Consider the following 17,829-nt stretch of genomic DNA (forward strand, 5'->3'; position numbering starts at 1 on the left):
ACAGCCATCACAGACACCTCACCTCATGTCCCCGCCGTCCGGGTAGCTGACGGGTCGTCAGATCGGCGCTACCGTGGTCGGCATGGAGACCAAGGAGACCAAGGGGAGCCCGCAGGGCTTCCCCCGGATCATTTCGGTGGACGACCACACTGTGGAACCGCCCGGCGTCTGGCAGGACCGCCTCCCGGCCAAATACCGGGACGAAGGCCCGCGCATCGTGCGCGCGCCCCTGAAGGAAATGACCTTCCTGGGCGGCAAGTTCGCGCCCGTCATGGGCGCACCCGGGGAGGAGGGGCCGATAGGTGACTGGTGGGTCTACGAAGACCTGCACCGGCCCCTGACCCGGCTCGACACCGCCGTCGGATACGACCGCGACGAGATCAGGCTCGAGGTCATCACGTACGAGCAGATGCGCAAGGGTTCGTACGACGTGCCCGCCCGGCTCGCCGACATGGACGTCAACCACGTCCAGTCCGCGCTCTGTTTCCCCACCTTCCCGCGTTTTTGCGGGCAGACGTTCACCGAGGCCAAGAACCGCGAACTCGGGCTGCTCGGCGTGCGCGCCTACAACGACTGGATGGTGGAGGAGTGGTGCGGGCCGCAGGCGCAGGGCCGGCTCATACCGCTCACCCTCGTCCCCCTGTGGGACGCCGAGCTGGCCGCGGCGGAGGTGCGGCGCAACGCCGCCCGGGGCGTCCGTGCCGTCGCCTTCTCCGAGATACCGCCCCACCTGGGCCTGCCGTCCGTCCACACGGACGAGTGGGACCCCTTCCTGAGGGCATGTGACGAGACCGGCACCGTCATCGCCATGCACATCGGGTCGTCCAGCAAGATGCCGTCGACCTCGCCCGACGCGCCGCCCGCCGTCGGCTCGACGATCACCTTCGCCAACTGCTGCTTCTCGATGGTCGACTGGCTCATGAGCGGCAAGTTCGAGCGCTTCCCGAACCTGAAGATCATGTATGCCGAGGGCCAGATCGGCTGGATCCCGTACATCCTGGAGCGCGCGGACGTCGTCTGGGAGGAGAACCGCGGCTGGGGCGGCGTCGCCGACAAGGTCCGCAAGCCGCCCTCCGAGTACTTCGCCGACCACGTCTACGGCTGCTTCTTCGACGACGCGTTCGGGCTCAAGAACCTCGACGCGATCGGCGTCGCCAACGTGCTCTACGAGACCGACTATCCGCACTCCGACTCCACCTGGCCGAAGTCCAAGGAGGTCGGTGAGGCGCAGATGGGGCACCTGGACGCGGACGTCGTCGAGCGCATCGTGCGCGGCAACGCCATCGACCTGCTGGGGCTGACCGACGACGGGCTCTGGGCGGGGCAGGGCGGTGAGTGACTCCATGAAGTCCGGGACGTCGCACCTCGCCTACGGCATCCAGCTCCCCGTCCAGTCCCAGTCCACGATGTACGCCGAGGGCTGGGAGGCCGGGGCCGGCGCCGCCGACCTCGCCGAGATCGCCCGTACCGCGGACCGCACGGGCTTCGACTACATCGCCTGCTGCGACCACGTCGCCATCCCGCGCCGCCTCGCCGACGCGATGAGCACCGTCTGGTACGACCCGGTGGCCACACTCGCCTACCTCGCGGGCATCACCGAGAACGTGCGCCTCATGAGCCACGTCGCGATCGTCGGCCTGCGCCATCCGCTGGCGGCCGCCAAGCAGTACGCCACCCTCGACCACCTCAGCGGGGGCCGTCTGATCCTCGGGGTCGGGGCGGGGCACGTGCAGGAGGAGTTCGAGGCACTCGGGGTCGACTTCGCGCGGCGCGGAGCCGTGCTCGACGAGGCCCTGGACGCACTGAAGGCGGCGCTCGGGCCCGAGGAGTATCCGTCGTTCAAAGGGGAGCGGTACGCGTTCGAGGGGCTCGGGCAGCGGCCGCGTCCCGCGCAGAGCCGTGTCCCCGTGTGGGTGGGCGGCTCCTCGGCTCCCGCTGTGCGCCGCGCCGCCGTGAAGGGGGACGGGTGGCTGCCGCAGGGGGACACGCGCGAGCAACTGCCGGGACAGATCGCGAAGGTGAAGCGGCTGCGGGAGGAGGCGGGGATCGAGGCCCCCGTCACCGTGGGAGCGATCGCCGAGCCCCTGTACGTGGGCGAGCCCGCGTGGCATGTCGGCCGGCGCACCCTGTCCGGCGCCCCGCAGGCCCTCGCCGAGTCGCTGCGCGCGTACGGCGCGATGGGCGTGAACCAGATCCAGGTCCGGTTCCGCTCCCGGAGCCTTGCCGAACTCACCGACCAGATGGCGGCGTTCGGCGCCGACGTCGCTCCGCACCTGAACGACTGAGCACCTGAACGACCAGGCAGGCAACGACCAGGCACCTTCATCGATGGGGAGTACCGGCATGGGCAAGCTGGACGGACGCGTCGTCGTCATCACGGGCGCGGCGCGCGGGCAGGGCGAGCAGGAGGCGCGGCTGTTCGCCGCGGAGGGCGCCAAGGTGGTGCTCGGGGATGTCCTGGACGACCAGGGTGAGGCGCTCGCCAAGGAGATCGGCGGGCTCTACGTCCATCTGGACGTGAGCCGCGAGGACGACTGGGCGGCCGCCGTCGTCGCCGCGAAGAAGGCGTACGGGAAGATCGACGGGCTCGTGAACAACGCGGGGATCCTGCGGTTCAACGAGCTGGTCAGCACGCCCCTGGACGAGTTCCAGCAGATCATCCAGGTCAATCAGGTGGGCGCGTTCCTCGGGATCAAGACCGTCGCGCCCGAGATCGAGGCCGCCGGCGGCGGTTCGATCGTGAACACGGCCTCCTACACGGGGGTGACGGGCATGGCGTACGTCGGCGCGTACACCGCCACCAAGCACGCCATCGTGGGGCTGACGAAGGTGGCCGCGCTGGAGCTGGCCGCGAAGAAGATCCGCGTGAACGCCGTCTGTCCTGGCGCGATCGACACCGCCATGAGCAATCCGTCCCAGCTGGACCCGGGTGCGGACACCGAGGAGGCCTCGCAGGCGCTCGACGAGCTGTACCGCAAGCTCGTGCCGCTGGGGCGGGTAGGGCAGCCCGAGGAGGTGGCGCGGCTCGCGCTGTTCCTCACCTCGCAGGAGGACTCCGCGTACATCACGGGCCAGCCGTTCGTGATCGACGGCGGGTGGCTGGCGGGCGTCAGCGTGCTGTGATCTTCCGGATGTGACGCTGCATCAGGTATTGACGCTGTACGGGCACGGTGGAACAGTCGGCACATCGAATCTGACGGTACGTCAGAAAGAGCGCAGGAGCTTCTGACGCAGCCGCCGGTCACAGACAGGGGACGGTGAACCTCCTTGGAATTCGGGCTCTTTGTACAGGGATATGTGGGCAAGCGGGCCGAGACCGACCCGCTCGCCGAGCACAAGGCGCTGATGGAGGAGACCGAGTACGTCATCCAGGCGGACAAGTCGGGCTTCAAGTACGCCTGGGCGTCCGAGCACCACTTCCTGGAGGAGTACTCGCACCTCTCCGCCAACGACGTCTTCCTCGGCTACCTCGCCCACGCCACCGAGCGCATCCACCTCGGCTCCGGCATCTTCAACCCGCTCGCCCAGGTCAACCACCCGGTGAAGGTCGCCGAGAAGGTGGCCATGCTCGACCACCTCAGCGAGGGGCGGCACGAGTTCGGCAGCGGGCGCGGCGCCGGCAGCCACGAGATCCTCGGCTTCATCCCCGGCGTCACCGACATGAACTACACGAAGGAGATCTGGGAAGAGACCATCGCCGAGTTCCCGAAGATGTGGCTCCAGGAGGAGTACGTCGGGTTCAAGGGCAAGCACTGGCAGCTGCCGCCGCGCAAGATCTTCCCCAAGCCGTACGGGAAGGCGCACCCCGCCATGTGGTACGCGGCCGGCTCCCCGCCCTCGTACGCGATGGCCGCCAGGAAGGGCCTCGGTGTCCTGGGCTTCAGCGTCCAGAAGGTCTCCGACATGGAGTGGGTGCTGGAGCAGTACAAGTCGAACATCGGCAAGGCGGAGCCCGTCGGGGCGTTCGTCAACGACAACGTCATGGTCACGTCGACCGCGATCTGCGCGCCGACCCACGCGGAGGCCGTACGGATCGCCGCGACCGGCGGCCTGCACTACCTCCAGTCGCTCGTCTTCCGCTACCACGACACGTTCCCGCGGCCCGAGGGCTTCCCCGTGTGGCCCGAGACGCTGCCCGAGTTCAACGAGGAGATCATCGAACTCCTCATCGCCGAGGAGCTGCTGATCTGCGGTGACCCGGACGAGGTGCTCACGCAGTGCAAGCGGTGGGAGCAGGCGGGCGCCGACCAGCTGTCGTTCGGCATGCCGATCGGCATCTCCAAGGAGGACACGCTCCAGTCGATCAGGCTCATCGGCGAGCATGTCATTCCGAAGATCGACACGGATCCGGTGCACCGGACCACGCGCTTCCGTGAGGCCGTCTGATCCGGCCGGTCACCCATGGACCGCCCCGGCCCCTCCCTTCCCGGACGGGGGCCGGGGCCCCTGGGGTCACGGGTGCATGGGGGGGCCTACGCGGGGCTGTGCCCCGGACCCCCTGTCGCCCTTCGGGCTCGTCCTCACACGCCGGACGGGCTGGAGGGGCGCCCGAATCCTCGGACGTGCGGACCGGGCTCAGACGTGTGGACCGGCCGGACCGGTGCCCGCGAATCCGCCACCACTCACCCTTCAGGAGGGGGACGACCTCGTGCTCGATCATCTGATCAAGGGAGCGACCGTAGTCGACGGGACGGGAGCCCCCGCCTACGTCGCCGACGTGGGGATACGCGACGGGCGTATCGCCGTCATCGCCGAGCCGGGGGCCGTGACCGAGCCCGCGGGCAGCAGTGAGGACGCGCGGGGACGGATGCTCGCGCCCGGCTTCGTCGACCCGCACACCCACTACGACGCCCAGCTGTTCTGGGACCCGTACGCGACGCCCTCCCTGAACCACGGCGTGACGACCGTCGCCGGAGGCAACTGCGGCTTCACGCTCGCGCCGCTGCACCCGGAGCGGCCCGAGGACGCCGACTACACACGGCGGATGATGTCCAAGGTCGAGGGCATGTCGCTGGTCGCGCTCGAGGAGGGCGCGCCCTGGAGCTGGAACTCGTTCGGTGAGTATCTCGACGCCCTCGAAGGGCGGATCGCCGTCAACGCCGGTTTCATGGTGGGGCACTGCGCGTTGCGCCGGTACGTGATGGGCGCGGACGCGGTCGGCGGACAGCCGACGCCCGAGCAGCTGGAGCAGATGCTCGCCCTGTTCCACGAGGCGATGGACGCGGGCGCGTGGGGCTTCTCGACCACCCAGTCCTCGACGCACTCGGACGGTGACGGGCAGCCGGTCGCTTCGCGGCACGCGCGGCCCGAGGAGCTGCTCGCGCTGAGCCGGGCCGTCGCCGAGCACGAGGGCACGCAGATCGAGGCGATCGTGGCCGGGTGCCTCGACCAGTTCAGCGACGACGAGATCGACCTGTTCGTGGAGATGAGCGCCGCCGCCGGGCGGCCCCTGAACTGGAACGTCCTCACCATCGACGCGGCCGTCCCCGAGCGGGTGCCGCGCCAGCTGATCCCCAGCGAGCGGGCCCGCAAGGCCGGTGGCCGGATCGTCGCGCTGACCATGCCGATCCTGACGCCCATGAACATGTCGCTCGGCACGTTCTGCGCCCTGAACCTCATCCCCGGCTGGGGCGAGGTCCTCTCCCTGCCCGTCGACGAGCGGATCGCGAAGCTGCGCGACCCGGACGTGCGGTCCGAGATGCTGCGGCGCGCGGACAGCAAGGAGGCCGGTGTCTTCCGGCGGCTCGCCCACTTCGGGCGGTACGTCATCGGGGACACGTACTCGGAGGCGAACGAGGGCCTGACCGGGCGCGTGGTGAACGACATCGCGGCCGAGCGCGGCCAGGAACCCTTCGAGTGCCTCGTCGAGATCTGCGCCAACGACCGGCTGCGGACGGTCCTTTGGCCCATGCCCAGCGACAACGACCCGGATTCGTGGGCGCTGCGCGCCGAGACCTGGAGCCACGAGGACGTGCTCCTCGGCGGGTCCGACGCGGGGGCGCACCTGGACCGGATGTGCGGGGCGCCGTACACGACGCGCTTCCTCGGGGACTGTCTGCGCGGGCGGAAGCTGGCCGGGATCGAGGAGGCGGTGAAGATGCTCACGGACGATCCGGCGCGGCTCTTCGGGCTGCGCGAGCGCGGCCGGATCGAGGAGGGCTGGCACGCGGACCTCGTCCTGTTCGACCCGGAGCGGATCGACGCGGGCAAGGCCACCCTCGTCCACGACCTGCCCGGCGACAGCCCGCGCCTCGACTCCAAGGCGATCGGTGTCAACGCCGTGTGGGTCAACGGCGTCGAGGTCATGCGCGAGGACGTCGTGACCGGGGCCGTGCCCGGGACGGTTCTGCGGTCCGGACGCGACACCAGGACGGTGAGCACCACATGACGGATGCGCAGCGGCTGTTCATCGGCGGCGAGTGGACCGAGCCGGACGGCGGGCACTACGAGGTCGTCGACCCGGCGTCGGAGGAGGTCGTGGGGCTCGCCCCCGAGGCGTCCCGCGCGCAGGTCCACGACGCGGCGTCGGCGGCCCGCGAGGCCTTCGACTCGTGGTCGCGCACGAAGCCGGAGGAGCGCGCCGCGATCCTGGACCGGGCCGCCGACGTGATGCAGCGCGACTTCGCGGCGAACGCGGAGCTCGCGCAGGCGGAGAGCGGGGCGACGAGCGGGACCGCGCGCGGCATGCAGGTCGCGGTGGGCGTGGCGCGGTTCCGCCGCTATGCGAAGGGCGCGCTCGAACCGGTCGAGCAGGGGCTGCCGCCGCAGATCAGCGAGGCCGGACCGATGGGGAAGGCGGGCGTCCTCGGGGCGCTCGCCGTACGGCAGCCCGTCGGTGTCGTCACCTGCATCACCTCGTACAACAACCCGTGGGCGAATCCGGCGGGCAAGGTCGCCCCGGCACTCGCCATGGGAAACACGGTCGTCGTGAAGCCGGCCCCCCAGGACCCGCTGTCGGTGTACCGGATGGCGGCCGCTCTGGAGGAGGCGGGGGTGCCGCCCGGTGTGGTGAACGTGGTCAGCGGGGCGGCTGTGGACGTGGGTGAGGCGGCCGTCGACTCGCCGGACGTCGACATGGTCAGCTTCACCGGCTCCACCGCGGTCGGCCGGCGCATCGGCGAGGTGTGCGGGCGCGGCATGAAGCGGCAGCTGATGGAGCTGGGCGGAAAGGGCGCGGCGCTCGTCTTCGACGACCTGGACGAGGCGGGCCTCGCCTCGGCGGTCGCGGGCATCGGCACGACGTACGCCTTCTACAGCGGGCAGATCTGCACGGCGCCGACGCGGGTGATCGCGCAGCGCGGGGTGTACGAGGCGCTCGTCTCGAAGCTCACCGAGTACATCGGCTTCATGAAGGTCGGGGATCCGAGGGCGCGGGGGACGGTCGTCGGGCCGGTGATCTCCGCGGCGCACCGCGACCGCGTCGAGTCGTACGTCGAGCTGGGCCGCAAGGAGGGGGCACGGGTCGTCGCGGGCGGCGAGCGGCCGGCTCTCGACACCGGCTTCTACGTCGCGCCGACGCTCCTCGCGGACTGCACGAACGACATGCGGGTCGTGCGGGAGGAGATCTTCGGCCCGGTCGTGGTGGTGGTGCCCTTCGACGACGAGGAGGAGGGGGTGGCCCTCGCCAACGACAGCGAGTACGGGCTCATCGACTACGTGTGGTCGGGGGGCGTGGCGCGGGCGTTCCGGGTGGCGCGGCGGCTGCGGGCCGGCGGGGTCGGTGTGAACACGGTCGGCCGGAACATGGAGGCCCCGTTCGGCGGGTTCAAGCAGAGCGGGGTGGGCCGGGACGTGGGCTCGTACGCGCTGCACGCCTACAGCGAGCTCCAGTCGATCGTCTGGCAGGGGTAACCGGTGGAAACATCACACGGAAAATTTTGAACCCGGCAAAACGGGCAGCGCTGCGATTACCGAATATCGGACACCGACGGTAATTCCTTCCGATGAATGGGGTTAACCTGAAGATGCCTTGAGGGCGTGGGATGGTTGCGTGAATCGGCCATCGATTCAAAGGTGGCCGGTTTCGGTTCTTGTCCCCCTTATGCGGAAACCGCAGCATTTAACGTCCTGTTCATGACTGAGCTGGACGCGCGGCCGACACGGGCTGCCCACGACACGGCAGGCGGCGCCCCCGACGGGGGCGTCCGCAGCAAGGGCCTCGGCGGGAACTCCGTCGGGCTGGTCGGCAGCGCGGTCATCGGCATCTCGACCGTGGCGCCCGTCTACTGCCTGACCTCGACGCTCGGTTCCACGGCCGGTGAGGTCGGCCTCCAGATGCCCGCCGTCTTCCTGGCCGGGTTCCTGCCGATGCTGCTCGTAGCCTTCGCGTACCGGGAGCTGAACAAGGCCGTGCCGGACTGCGGCACGTCCTTCACCTGGACCGTGAAGGCCTTCGGCCCGCGCGTGGGGTGGATGTGCGGCTGGGGCCTGGTCATCGCGACGATCATCGTCCTGTCCAACCTGGCGGGCGTCGCCACGTCGTACTTCTGGCTCCTCGCGGGCGAGATCAGCGGCAATGCGTCCATCAGCTCCCTGGACGACAACAAGGCCGTCCACATCGTCACCTGCCTCGCCCTCATCGCCGCCGCGACAGCGATCAGCTACCGCGGCATGACCGCGACGAAGGGCGTCCAGTTCACGCTGGTCGGCCTCCAGCTCGTCGTGCTCGCCGTGTTCGTCGTGATGGCCGTCGTGAAGGCGGGATCGGCGGACTTCCCCACGTCCGTGCCGTTCTCCTGGACGTGGCTCGACCCGTTCTCGGTGAAGTCGTTCGGCGCGTTCACCGCGGGCCTGTCCCTGTCGATCTTCATGTACTGGGGCTGGGACACCTGCCTCACCGCGAACGAGGAGACCATCGGCAGCGAGAAGACGCCCGGCCGCGCCGCCCTCATCGCGATGGTCGTCCTCGTCGGCTCCTACCTCGCCACCGGCGTCGCCGCCCAGATGGTCGTCGGTTCCGGCGGCAAGGGCCTCGGCCTCGCCAACCCCGCGACGTCCGACAACGTCTTCGCCGCCCTCGCGGGCCCCGTCATGGGCCCCACCCTCGGCATCCTGCTCTTCGTCGCCGTCCTCGCCTCGGCCGCGGCCAGCCTGCAGACCACGTTCATCCCGGTCGCCCGCACCGTCCTCGCCATGGCGACGTACGAGGCGCTGCCCGCCTCCTACGCCCGCGTCCACCCGCGCTTCAAGACCCCGGGCCGCGCCACGGTCACCGCGGGCGTCGCCACCGGCGTGTTCTACACCGTCATGACGCTGGTCTCCGAGCACGTACTCGTCGACACGATCTACGCGCTCGGCCTCATGATCTGCTTCTACTACGCGCTCACGGCCTTCGCCTGCGCCTGGTACTTCCGCTCCGAGCTGCTGCGCTCGCCCCGGGACTTCTTCTTCAAGGCCCTCTTCCCGGTCCTCGGCGGCGTCCTGCTGTCCGCCGTGTTCGTGAAGACCCTCGTCGACATGTGGAACCCGGCCTACGGCAGCGGCTCCTCCGTCCTCGGCGTCGGCTCCGTCTTCGTGATCGGCGTGGGCCTGCTGCTCGTCGGCTTCGTGATCATGCTGGTGATGGGACGGCGCAGCCCGGCGTTCTTCCGCGGCGAGGTGCTGACGCGGGAGACGCCGGTGCTGGTCGTCGAGGACTGACGGCCGCCCCTGCTCGCCTACGTGCCGAGGAACACCGGGTTCGTGAACGCGCTGAGCGCCCCGGGCAGGCCCGGGACCGTCGCCGGGTGCCGGACCTCGGCCCTTACGTAGGCCGCGTACGACGCCGTCGTGCGCCACTCGGCCGTGCCCGACCCGGACTCGGGGAGCGCCGGTGCGGTGAACAGGGTTCCCTGGTCCGTGACCAGGTGGAGCGTGCAGCCCGGGGCGCCCTTGACCGCCAGGCGGACGGTGACCGGGGAGTCCGGGTCCACGTCGAGGCGCTCGCCGATGCCCGCGTGCTCGCCGCGCGAGCCGGACGCCGTGAACGACAACTCCACGGACTTCGACTCGGCGACGTACGAGCGGCCCGCCTTGATGCCCGCCTGGATGGCCTCGCGGGTCAGGTCGTCGGCGAGGACCACCGTCTGCGGGCCGCCGATGCGGTCCGGGTCGCGGTGGGCGTCGCTGTTTCCCATCGCCGGGATCCACTGACGCGCACCCCGGACGGACGCCACCAGCGTGTTGTCCCAGTCGGCCAGGGAGATCTCGTCGTCCGCGGTGTACGGGCCGTTCCACACCTCGACGGCGTCCGCCTCACCGAAGCCGAACTTCCAGTTGCAGCCGATGCAGGTGGCGTGCGGATGCGCCGGCACGACCAGGCCGCCGGCCCGGCGGACCTCGCGCGCGTACGCGCCGAAGCGGTTGTCGCGGGCACGGTAGCGCCAGTCGACGAAGGTGCCCGGCTCGGTGCCGAGCGCCACCACGTGCCCGTTACGGGTCGTGATCTCCTCGCCGACCATGATGAGCAGGTCGTCGCCCGCCTGGTCGGCCCAGTGGGCGTGCGACGAGTGCGTGTTGTGGTCGGACGAGTTGATGAAGTCCAGGCCCGCCTCGCGCGCCAGCGCCGCGATCTCGGCGGGGGTGCGCCGTCCGTCCGAGAACCACGAGTGGATGTGGCAGTCCCCGCGGTACCAGGCGCGGCCCCGGCCCTTGGCGCGCGTGGGCGGGTACACCGGTCGCGGGGTCTCGCCCTGCTCGCCGTACGTGAGGGTGACGGTCAGCTCGTAGGGGAGGCCCTCGGGCGCCACCGTGTACGGGCCGAGCGCGATGTGCCAGGTGCCCGCGCGGACCGGCCCCGGGATGTAGCCCGGCGTCGCGTCGTCGGCCCGTACGAAGAACTCGGTGCGCGCGCCGCCCGACCAGCCGCGGAAGCCCTTCCCACCGAGCGCGGTGCCCCGCTCGTCGAACACCCCGATGTCCAGGGCGTTGTTCTGCGTGCCGGCCGGGACGGTCGCCTTCGTGTAGGTGTACGCGACGTGGATCTCGCGGACCCCGCGCGGCACCTCGACCGGCACGTACACGAAGTCGGGCGCGCCGGGCGGCAGCGTCCCCTTCAGGGTCTGTGTCGTTTTCGTACCGTCCGCCGGTGGGCGGCCGTCGGCCGCGCTCGCGAAGCTCACACTGCTCAACGTAAGCGCGGTGGCCGCTCCCGTCACGAACAGCGCGCGTCTGCCCATGCCGGTCGTGGTGTGGTCGTCCTCGCACATGCTGCGGCTCCCAGGGTCTCGTGACGTTCCGTCTGTGACGTGGGTGGTGCAGGCAACTCTGGTATTGAGCCGTGAACTCCCCTGTAAGGGAAGGGGATCGGAGTCTTACGACTGTCCCAGCCGGGGAGTCCATGGACTCCTGGGGGAGGGCCGGGTAGTAATGCCCCCATGCGGATCTCGACCACGATTTTCCTGACCGACGAGACCATCACGCCTGTGCGGCTCGCGCGTGAGCTGGAGCAACGCGGCTTCGCCGGGCTGTATCTGCCCGAGCACACCCATATCCCGGTGGAGCGGGCGACGCCGTATCCGGCCGGGGGCGACCTGCCCGCCGAGTACGGCCGCACCCTCGACCCGTTCGTGGCGCTCGGGCAGGCCGCGGCCGTCACCGAGCGGCTCGGGCTCGGCACCGGCATCACGCTGATCGCCCAGCACGACCCCATCGACCTGGCGAAGCAGATCGCCACCCTCGACCACCTCTCCGGCGGACGTTTCACGCTGGGCCTCGGCTTCGGCTGGAACGTCGAGGAGGCCGCCGACCACGGCGTCGCCTGGCGCACACGGCGCGAGCTCGGCCGGGAGCGCATGGGCCTCATGCGGGCCCTGTGGGCACAGGAACCGACCGCGTACGAGGGCGAGTTCGGGGTGTCGGTGCGGGCCAGCCACGCCTACCCGAAGCCGGCGGGCGGCGCGCCCCGCACCCTGATCGGGGGAGCGGCGGGCCCGAAGCTGTTCGCGCACATCACCGAGTACGCGGACGGCTGGCTGCCGATCGGCGGGCGCGGACTGACCGAGTCGATGCCCGTGCTGCGGGCCGGCTGGGAGGAGGCGGGCCGCGACCCCGCGGACCTGCACGTCGTGCCGTACGCGGTGCTGCCGAGCCCGGGCAAGCTCGCGCACTACGAGGAGCTCGGCATCGACGAGGTCGTCCTCCAACTCCCCCCGGCGGACGAGACTTCGGTCCTCAAGATCCTCGACGAGTACGAGCAGTACCTGTAGGGGCGGCGCGGTGCGCGGGTGAAACGTGTACGTCGCGTGATCCCGCGCACGTCAGCGCGGCGCAGACGTTGTCGGCGGGCGCTCGTATCCTCGGGAGCATGAGTGATCCGGAGGCTGTACGACCCACTGCCAACGCGATGCGCCGCGCGTTGAAGCGGTCCCGCGACGGCGTTGCCCTCGACATGGCCGAGGCGGCGGTCCTGCTCCAGGCCCGCGGCGACGACCTGCGGGACCTGACGGCGTCCGCCGCGCGCGTGCGCGACGCGGGCCTGAAGGCCGCGGGCCGTCCGGGCGTCATCACGTATTCGAAGAAGGTCTTCATCCCGCTGACCCGGCTGTGCCGGGACAAGTGCCACTACTGCACGTTCGTGACCGTCCCCGGGAAGCTGCGCCGGGACGGCCACGGGATGTACCTGTCGCCGGACGAGGTCCTCGACATCGCCCGCCGCGGCGCCGAGACGGGCTGCAAGGAAGCCCTGTTCACGCTCGGCGACCGGCCCGAGGACCGCTGGCCCGAGGCCCGCGAGTGGCTGGACGCGCACGGGTACGACGACACGCTCGCCTATGTGCGCGCCATGGCGATCCGCGTCCTTGAGGAGACGGGCCTGCTCCCGCACCTCAACCCCGGCGTGATGACGTGGACCGACCTCCAGCGCCTCAAGCCGGTCGCGCCGTCCATGGGAATGATGCTGGAGACGACGGCGACGCGCCTGTGGTCCGAGCCCGGCGGCCCGCACCACGGCTCGCCCGACAAGGAACCCGCCGTCCGGCTGCGGGTCCTGGAGGACGCGGGCCGGTCGAACGTCCCGTTCACCACCGGCGTCCTCATCGGCATCGGCGAGTCGTACGAGGAGCGGGCCGACTCTCTCTTCCAGCTGCGCCGTATCCAGCGCAGTTACCACGGCATCCAGGAAGTCATCGTCCAGAACTTCCGCGCCAAGCCGGACACGGCGATGCGCGGCATGCCGGACGCGGAGCTGGAGGAGCTGGCCGCGTGCATCGCGGTCGCCCGCCACATCCTCGGCCCCTCCGCCCGCATCCAGGCCCCGCCGAACCTGGTCGACGAGGAGTACGCGCTCCTGATCGGCGCCGGAATCGACGACTGGGGCGGGGTGTCCCCGCTGACCCCGGACCATGTGAACCCCGAGCGCCCCTGGCCGCACATCGACGAACTCGCCGCGAAGACCGGCGAGGCGGGCTTCGAGCTGCGCGAGCGTCTCACGATCTACCCGGAGTTCATCGAGCGCGGCGAACCGTGGCTCGACCCGCGCCTTCTTCCGCACGTGCGGGCCCTCGCCCTGGCCGACACGGGCCTCGCCGACGAGAGTGCGCGCCCCGAGGGCCTGCCCTGGCAGGAGCCCGACGAGGGCTTCACCGCCACCGGCCGCACGGACCTGCACCGCACCATCGACACGACGGGCCGCACGTCCGACCGGCGCGACGACTTCGACGACGTGTACGGCGACTGGGAGGCGCTGCGCGAGCAGGCCGCGCCCGGCATGGTCCCGCAGCGCATCGACAGCGATGTGCGCGCCGCGCTCGCGACGGCGGCCGACGACCCGACGAAGCTCACCGACGACGAGGCGCTCGCCCTGCTGCACGCGGACGGCCCCGCGCTCGACGCCCTCTGCGGCATCGCGGACGACATCCGCAAGACGGTGAACGGCGACGACGTCACGTACATCGTCACGAGGAACATCAACTTCACGAACGTCTGCTACACCGGCTGCCGTTTCTGCGCCTTCGCGCAGCGCCGCACCGACGCGGACGCGTACACGCTCTCCCTCTCCCAGGTCGCCGACCGGGCCGAGCAGGCGTGGGACGTGGGCGCGGTCGAGGTGTGCATGCAGGGCGGCATCCACCCCGACCTGCCGGGCACGGCCTACTTCGACATCGCCAAGGCGGTGAAGGAGCGGGTCCCCGGCATGCATGTGCACGCGTTCTCCCCGATGGAGGTGGTGAACGGCGCGACGCGCACGGGCATGTCGATCCGGGACTGGCTGACCGCGGCGAAGGAGGCCGGCCTCGACTCGATCCCCGGCACGGCCGCCGAGATCCTCGACGACGAGGTCCGCTGGGTCCTCACCAAGGGCAAGCTCCCCACGGCGACCTGGGTCGAGGTCATCAGGACGGCCCACGAGCTGGGCATCCGCTCGTCGTCGACGATGATGTACGGGCATGTGGACCAGCCCCGCCACTGGCTCGGACACTTCCGCACGCTCGCCGGTATCCAGCAGGAGACGGGCGGCTTCACGGAGTTCGTGACCCTGCCGTTCATCCACACCAACGCGCCGGTCTATCTGGCGGGCATCGCGCGCCCGGGCCCGACGACCCGGGACAACAGGGCCGTCACCGCCATGGCCCGTGTCCTCCTGCACCCCCACATCCCGAACATCCAGACGAGCTGGGTGAAGCTGGGCACGGAGGGCGCCGCGGAGATGCTGCGCTCGGGGGCGAACGACCTGGGCGGCACGCTGATGGAGGAGACCATCTCCCGGATGGCGGGCTCCAGTTACGGCTCGTACCGCTCCATCAAGGACCTCGTCACGATCGCGGAGGCAGCGGGCCGCCCGGCGAAGCCGCGCACGACGCTGTACGGGGAGGTCCCGCAGGAGCGGCAGCGCGCGGCGACGGCCTCGGACGGCCACCTGCCGGAACTGCTGCCGGTGCTGGGGGACTGAGCGGCGCTTCTTGTGCGGGTGGGGGTGGGGAACCCGCGGACCACCGGGTTCCCCACCCCCGCCTCGTCGTCGCTCACCGCCCGCCGAGGTCCTGCCCCAACTGGGCGTTCTTCTCCGGGACATGGACGGCGGCGGCGCCGAACGAGGTGATGCCGCTCGTGGTGAGCCCGCCGGTGGCCCCGCGCAGCACCCACGCGGCGCCGGAGTCCGTGTACGTGCCGTCCTCCAGGGGAGCGGCGGCGGTCAGGTCCGCCTTGCCGTCGCCGTTCAGGTCGGACAGGACGACCTGCTGGCCGAAGCCGTCGCCGGTCTCCGAGGCGCCGGGTACGGCGGTCGTGGACTGGTTGAAGGCCTGCGCGCCCGTGCCGGACAGGCCGGCGCGGCCGCCCTTGAGCAGGACGACGCTGCCGGCGTCCTTGATGGTGCCGATGGCCTCGCCGGGCACGCCGACGGCGATGTCCGCGAAGCCGTCGCCGTTCACGTCACCGGCGGAGATGTCGGAGCCGAACATGTCGCCGCTCTCGCCGACGCCGGGCACACCGGCCGTGTCCTGCGTGATGGTCTTGGTGCGGGTCGTCGAGGGTCCGTCCGCGGTCCCGTACATGACGAGGACGGTGCCCTTCTCGTACGGGATGTCCTCGTAGTTGTCGCCGATGTCGTGGACGACGAGGTCGCCGTACCCGTCGCCGTCGACGTCACCGACGGCGCCGCGGAACGACGACGTCAGCGACTTCGCGGTGTGGCTGACGCCGGACTTGCCGCCCTTCCAGAACTTGCTGGCGTACGCGGACTCCTCGAAGCCGTGGCTCGTCACGATGTCGTCGGCCCCGTCCCCGGTCATGTCGCCGACGACGATGTCGGCGGGGCCGAAGGTCTGGCTGGTGGCGAAGGTGTCCCGGCCGGCCGGCTTGCCGCTCGCGCGGTCGAAGGGTCCGTAGGAGACGGTCATCCCGGCGGCGTCGTCGTCCGGGTCGTCGCTGCGCGGGTAGTCGTCGGTGACGAGGTCGCGGTGCCCGTCGCCGTTGAAGTCGCCGACGGCGAACATCCCGGTCGACGTGGGCAGCGCGACACTGCCCTGCCCGCTGAGCCCGGCGGCCGAACCCCAGAGCACGACGCTCGGCGCGCCGCCGAGCCCGGCGACGACGAGGTCGGTGTACGAGTCCCCGTCGAGGTCGCCGCTGGTGACGCGCTCCCCGAAGTAGCCGCCCTCCTCGGCGGTCCCGGGTATCCCGGTGGTGGAGCGGGTGAAGACCTTGGCGTGCGCGGTGTCGGGCCCGTTCTTCCCGCCGTAGACCACGGAGACGGCCCCGGCGGTCTCCTTCCCGGACACGGTCGCGCCCGGCGCCCCGAGCACGAGGTCCCCGTACCCGTCGTGGTTGAAGTCCGTGGCGGGGACGCGAGGCGGAACGGGTGTGGCAGCGGCGGCGGTACCGGCGGCGGACGCGAGTCCGAACGGCACGGCGAGCGCGGTGACGGCAAGGGCTGTGACGAGAGTGCGGCGCACTGTTCCCATCCTTCTTGGTGTCCTGTGGGGGTGTTCCTGGTTACGTGAAGGAAGACGGGCCACCCACGGGAAACGTTGTACGCGCCCCGGAGCGCGTACGTCCCAAGCCTGTAACAGGGCTCAACAGGGCATGCGGAGGCCCTCGTTCGGCACGTGTGTCCCGAACGAGGGCCTGAACAGCGGGAGTCGGTCAGCCGACCAGCAGGTCCTTACGCAGGTCGCGTACGTCGTTGCGGCTGAGGCCGAGGGCCTTGTCCAGGTAGCTGTCGAACGTGCCGTAGCGGCTCGTCACCTCCTGGAAGCCCGAGTTCAGGTACTCGGGGCGGACGTCCAGGAGCGGCTTGTACACGGCGGCCTGTGCGGGCGGCATCGCGGCGAGCGTCGCCGCGTTCTCCTTCGCGCGGTACGTGTTGCTGGCCAGGTAGTCGTCCATCACCGTGTCGCGCGGCACGCCGAGCGCGGTCAGGAGCGTGGCGTTCGCCCAGCCCGTGCGGTCCTTGCCGGCGGTGCAGTGGAACAGCGCGTTCGCGCCGTCGGCGTCGGCGATGCCGTCGAAGACGGTGGAGTAGGCCTTCTGCGCGGCCGGGGTGGAGACCATGCTCTTCTCCGCGTCCACCATCAGCTGGGCGGCTGCCTCCGGCGTCGCGGGCAGGCCGGACAGGCCACCGAGGTCGCCGAGCACGTCCGCGACGACGTAGCGGGTGCCGGCGGGGACGCGGTCGGGCGCCGTGGTGCGCTCCTGCTGCGTACGCAGGTCGTAGTCCACGGAGATGCCGAGGCGCTTCAGCTTCGCCAGGTCCCGGTCGCTGAGCTTGTCCAGGGAAGCGGTGCGGTAGATCTCACCCATTCGCACCCAGTGCCCGTCGGTGGTGCGGTAGCCGCCCGCGTCACGGAAGTTGACACCGCCGTCGAGGCGTATCTCGCGGTCGGCGAGGTGCAGGCCCTGGCCACGGTCGGGCACCAGGTCGAACCACTGGCGGTCGGCGGCGGGCAGACCGCGCACGGTGACCTTGCCGGCCGAGCCGCCGGAGGCGACGGTGCGGCCGCCCGCGCGGACCGCGACGTGCCGGACACCGGGCGCCTTCCACTCGACGGTGAAGGAGGAGCCGTCCTCGGACGCCGTCACCGTCGCCGAAGTGAACGGGATGCGGTGGTTCGAGGTGTGCCCGTCGTGGGAGGCGGGGTGCGCGGCGGCGACGGGTGCGGAGAGGCCCACGAGGAGGGCGGCAGCCAGGGCGTACGAGGAGGCCCTGACACGAGTCATCTGCGTCATGCTGCGGATGTTCCGGGTGCCCGGCGATCGACACGCCAACGCACGGTGAACACCGCACGTCGGATGGCGGTCGAGCGGCGCCGTGCCGCGGGTGGCCCGGCCGCTCCCAGGGGCTTCGTCCGCTTTGCGGAAGAAAAGCAGGTGAATTGGGCTCAAGGGCGACTTCGCCTGTGCCGCTTCGGCTCT

Annotated in this window: 12 protein-coding genes; 9 read left to right on the forward strand and 3 right to left on the reverse strand. The window is 70.8% G+C overall.

The genetic code is table 11. The annotated features are described in order from the left end of the window. The first annotated feature begins 82 nt into the window (after positions 1–82). The 7 genes from ACZ67T_RS12155 to ACZ67T_RS12185 all read left to right on the forward strand — a co-directional run bounded on the left by ACZ67T_RS12155 (position 83) and on the right by ACZ67T_RS12185 (position 9,639). Positions 83–1,339: an amidohydrolase family protein gene (locus tag ACZ67T_RS12155; RefSeq protein ID WP_469983459.1), complete on the forward strand. Its 1,257-nt coding sequence runs from the start codon at positions 83–85 to the stop codon at positions 1,337–1,339. Between the two features lie 4 nt (positions 1,340–1,343). Next, positions 1,344–2,285 (forward strand): TIGR03619 family F420-dependent LLM class oxidoreductase, encoded by a 942-nt coding sequence (locus tag ACZ67T_RS12160; RefSeq protein ID WP_469983781.1) that lies wholly within the window; start codon positions 1,344–1,346, stop codon positions 2,283–2,285. 58 nt (positions 2,286–2,343) lie between these two features. Then, the gene (locus ACZ67T_RS12165) at positions 2,344–3,123 is read left to right on the forward strand and encodes an SDR family NAD(P)-dependent oxidoreductase (protein WP_469983461.1); all 780 of its coding nucleotides are present in this window, start codon (positions 2,344–2,346) and stop codon (positions 3,121–3,123) included. Positions 3,124–3,267: 144 nt separating this feature from the next. After that, entirely contained in the window at positions 3,268–4,386 is a 1,119-nt protein-coding gene (locus ACZ67T_RS12170; RefSeq protein WP_356288150.1) for an LLM class flavin-dependent oxidoreductase, read from the forward strand. Between the two features lie 262 nt (positions 4,387–4,648). Beyond that, positions 4,649–6,388, forward strand: a complete 1,740-nt coding sequence (locus tag ACZ67T_RS12175; protein ID WP_469983462.1) for an N-acyl-D-amino-acid deacylase family protein — start codon at positions 4,649–4,651, stop codon at positions 6,386–6,388. Continuing rightward, positions 6,385–7,851, forward strand: a complete 1,467-nt coding sequence (locus ACZ67T_RS12180; protein WP_469983464.1) for an aldehyde dehydrogenase family protein — start codon at positions 6,385–6,387, stop codon at positions 7,849–7,851. The genes ACZ67T_RS12175 and ACZ67T_RS12180 overlap by 4 nt, the downstream gene beginning before the upstream one ends. 222 nt (positions 7,852–8,073) lie before the next feature. Next, positions 8,074–9,639 (forward strand): APC family permease, encoded by a 1,566-nt coding sequence (locus ACZ67T_RS12185; RefSeq protein ID WP_469983465.1) that lies wholly within the window; start codon positions 8,074–8,076, stop codon positions 9,637–9,639. A gap of 17 nt (positions 9,640–9,656) precedes the next feature. On the opposite strand, the gene ACZ67T_RS12190 is transcribed toward ACZ67T_RS12185, so the two are convergent. Then, positions 9,657–11,186 carry a CehA/McbA family metallohydrolase gene (locus tag ACZ67T_RS12190; RefSeq protein WP_469983467.1) on the reverse strand — a complete coding sequence of 510 codons (1,530 nt, stop codon included), beginning with the start codon at positions 11,184–11,186 and terminating at the stop codon, positions 9,657–9,659. 168 nt (positions 11,187–11,354) lie between these two features. Here ACZ67T_RS12190 and ACZ67T_RS12195 point away from each other — a divergent pair, with 168 nt between their 5' ends. Continuing rightward, positions 11,355–12,185, forward strand: a complete 831-nt coding sequence (locus ACZ67T_RS12195) for an LLM class F420-dependent oxidoreductase (protein ID WP_469983469.1) — start codon at positions 11,355–11,357, stop codon at positions 12,183–12,185. Between the two features lie 98 nt (positions 12,186–12,283). Then, complete coding sequence (locus tag ACZ67T_RS12200) at positions 12,284–14,866, forward strand: bifunctional FO biosynthesis protein CofGH (protein WP_469983470.1); 2,583 nt, start codon at positions 12,284–12,286, stop codon at positions 14,864–14,866. Between the two features lie 73 nt (positions 14,867–14,939). On the opposite strand, the gene ACZ67T_RS12205 is transcribed toward ACZ67T_RS12200, so the two are convergent. Both ACZ67T_RS12205 and ACZ67T_RS12210 read right to left on the reverse strand, forming a co-directional pair. Then, entirely contained in the window at positions 14,940–16,379 is a 1,440-nt protein-coding gene (locus ACZ67T_RS12205) for an FG-GAP-like repeat-containing protein (protein WP_469983472.1), read from the reverse strand. Positions 16,380–16,560: 181 nt separating this feature from the next. Next, positions 16,561–17,643 (reverse strand): tyrosine-protein phosphatase, encoded by a 1,083-nt coding sequence (locus tag ACZ67T_RS12210; protein WP_469983474.1) that lies wholly within the window; start codon positions 17,641–17,643, stop codon positions 16,561–16,563. Positions 17,644–17,829: the final 186 nt, after the last annotated feature.

It is taken from the genome of Streptomyces sp. NPDC107517 (assembly GCF_055582645.1).

Bases quoted from the DNA above. Each gene is read 5' to 3' on its own strand.
- ACZ67T_RS12185 (WP_469983465.1), top strand. From the start codon at position 8,074: ATGACTGAGCTGGACGCGCGGCCGACACGGGCTGCCCACGACACGGCA.
- ACZ67T_RS12200 (WP_469983470.1), top strand. From the start codon at position 12,284: ATGAGTGATCCGGAGGCTGTACGACCCACTGCCAACGCGATGCGCCGC.
- ACZ67T_RS12180 (WP_469983464.1), top strand. From the start codon at position 6,385: ATGACGGATGCGCAGCGGCTGTTCATCGGCGGCGAGTGGACCGAGCCG.
- ACZ67T_RS12160 (WP_469983781.1), top strand. From the start codon at position 1,344: ATGAAGTCCGGGACGTCGCACCTCGCCTACGGCATCCAGCTCCCCGTC.
- ACZ67T_RS12165 (WP_469983461.1), top strand. From the start codon at position 2,344: ATGGGCAAGCTGGACGGACGCGTCGTCGTCATCACGGGCGCGGCGCGC.
- ACZ67T_RS12190 (WP_469983467.1), bottom strand. From the start codon at position 11,186: ATGTGCGAGGACGACCACACCACGACCGGCATGGGCAGACGCGCGCTG.
- ACZ67T_RS12205 (WP_469983472.1), bottom strand. From the start codon at position 16,379: ATGGGAACAGTGCGCCGCACTCTCGTCACAGCCCTTGCCGTCACCGCG.
- ACZ67T_RS12210 (WP_469983474.1), bottom strand. From the start codon at position 17,643: ATGACGCAGATGACTCGTGTCAGGGCCTCCTCGTACGCCCTGGCTGCC.
- ACZ67T_RS12195 (WP_469983469.1), top strand. From the start codon at position 11,355: ATGCGGATCTCGACCACGATTTTCCTGACCGACGAGACCATCACGCCT.
- ACZ67T_RS12155 (WP_469983459.1), top strand. From the start codon at position 83: ATGGAGACCAAGGAGACCAAGGGGAGCCCGCAGGGCTTCCCCCGGATC.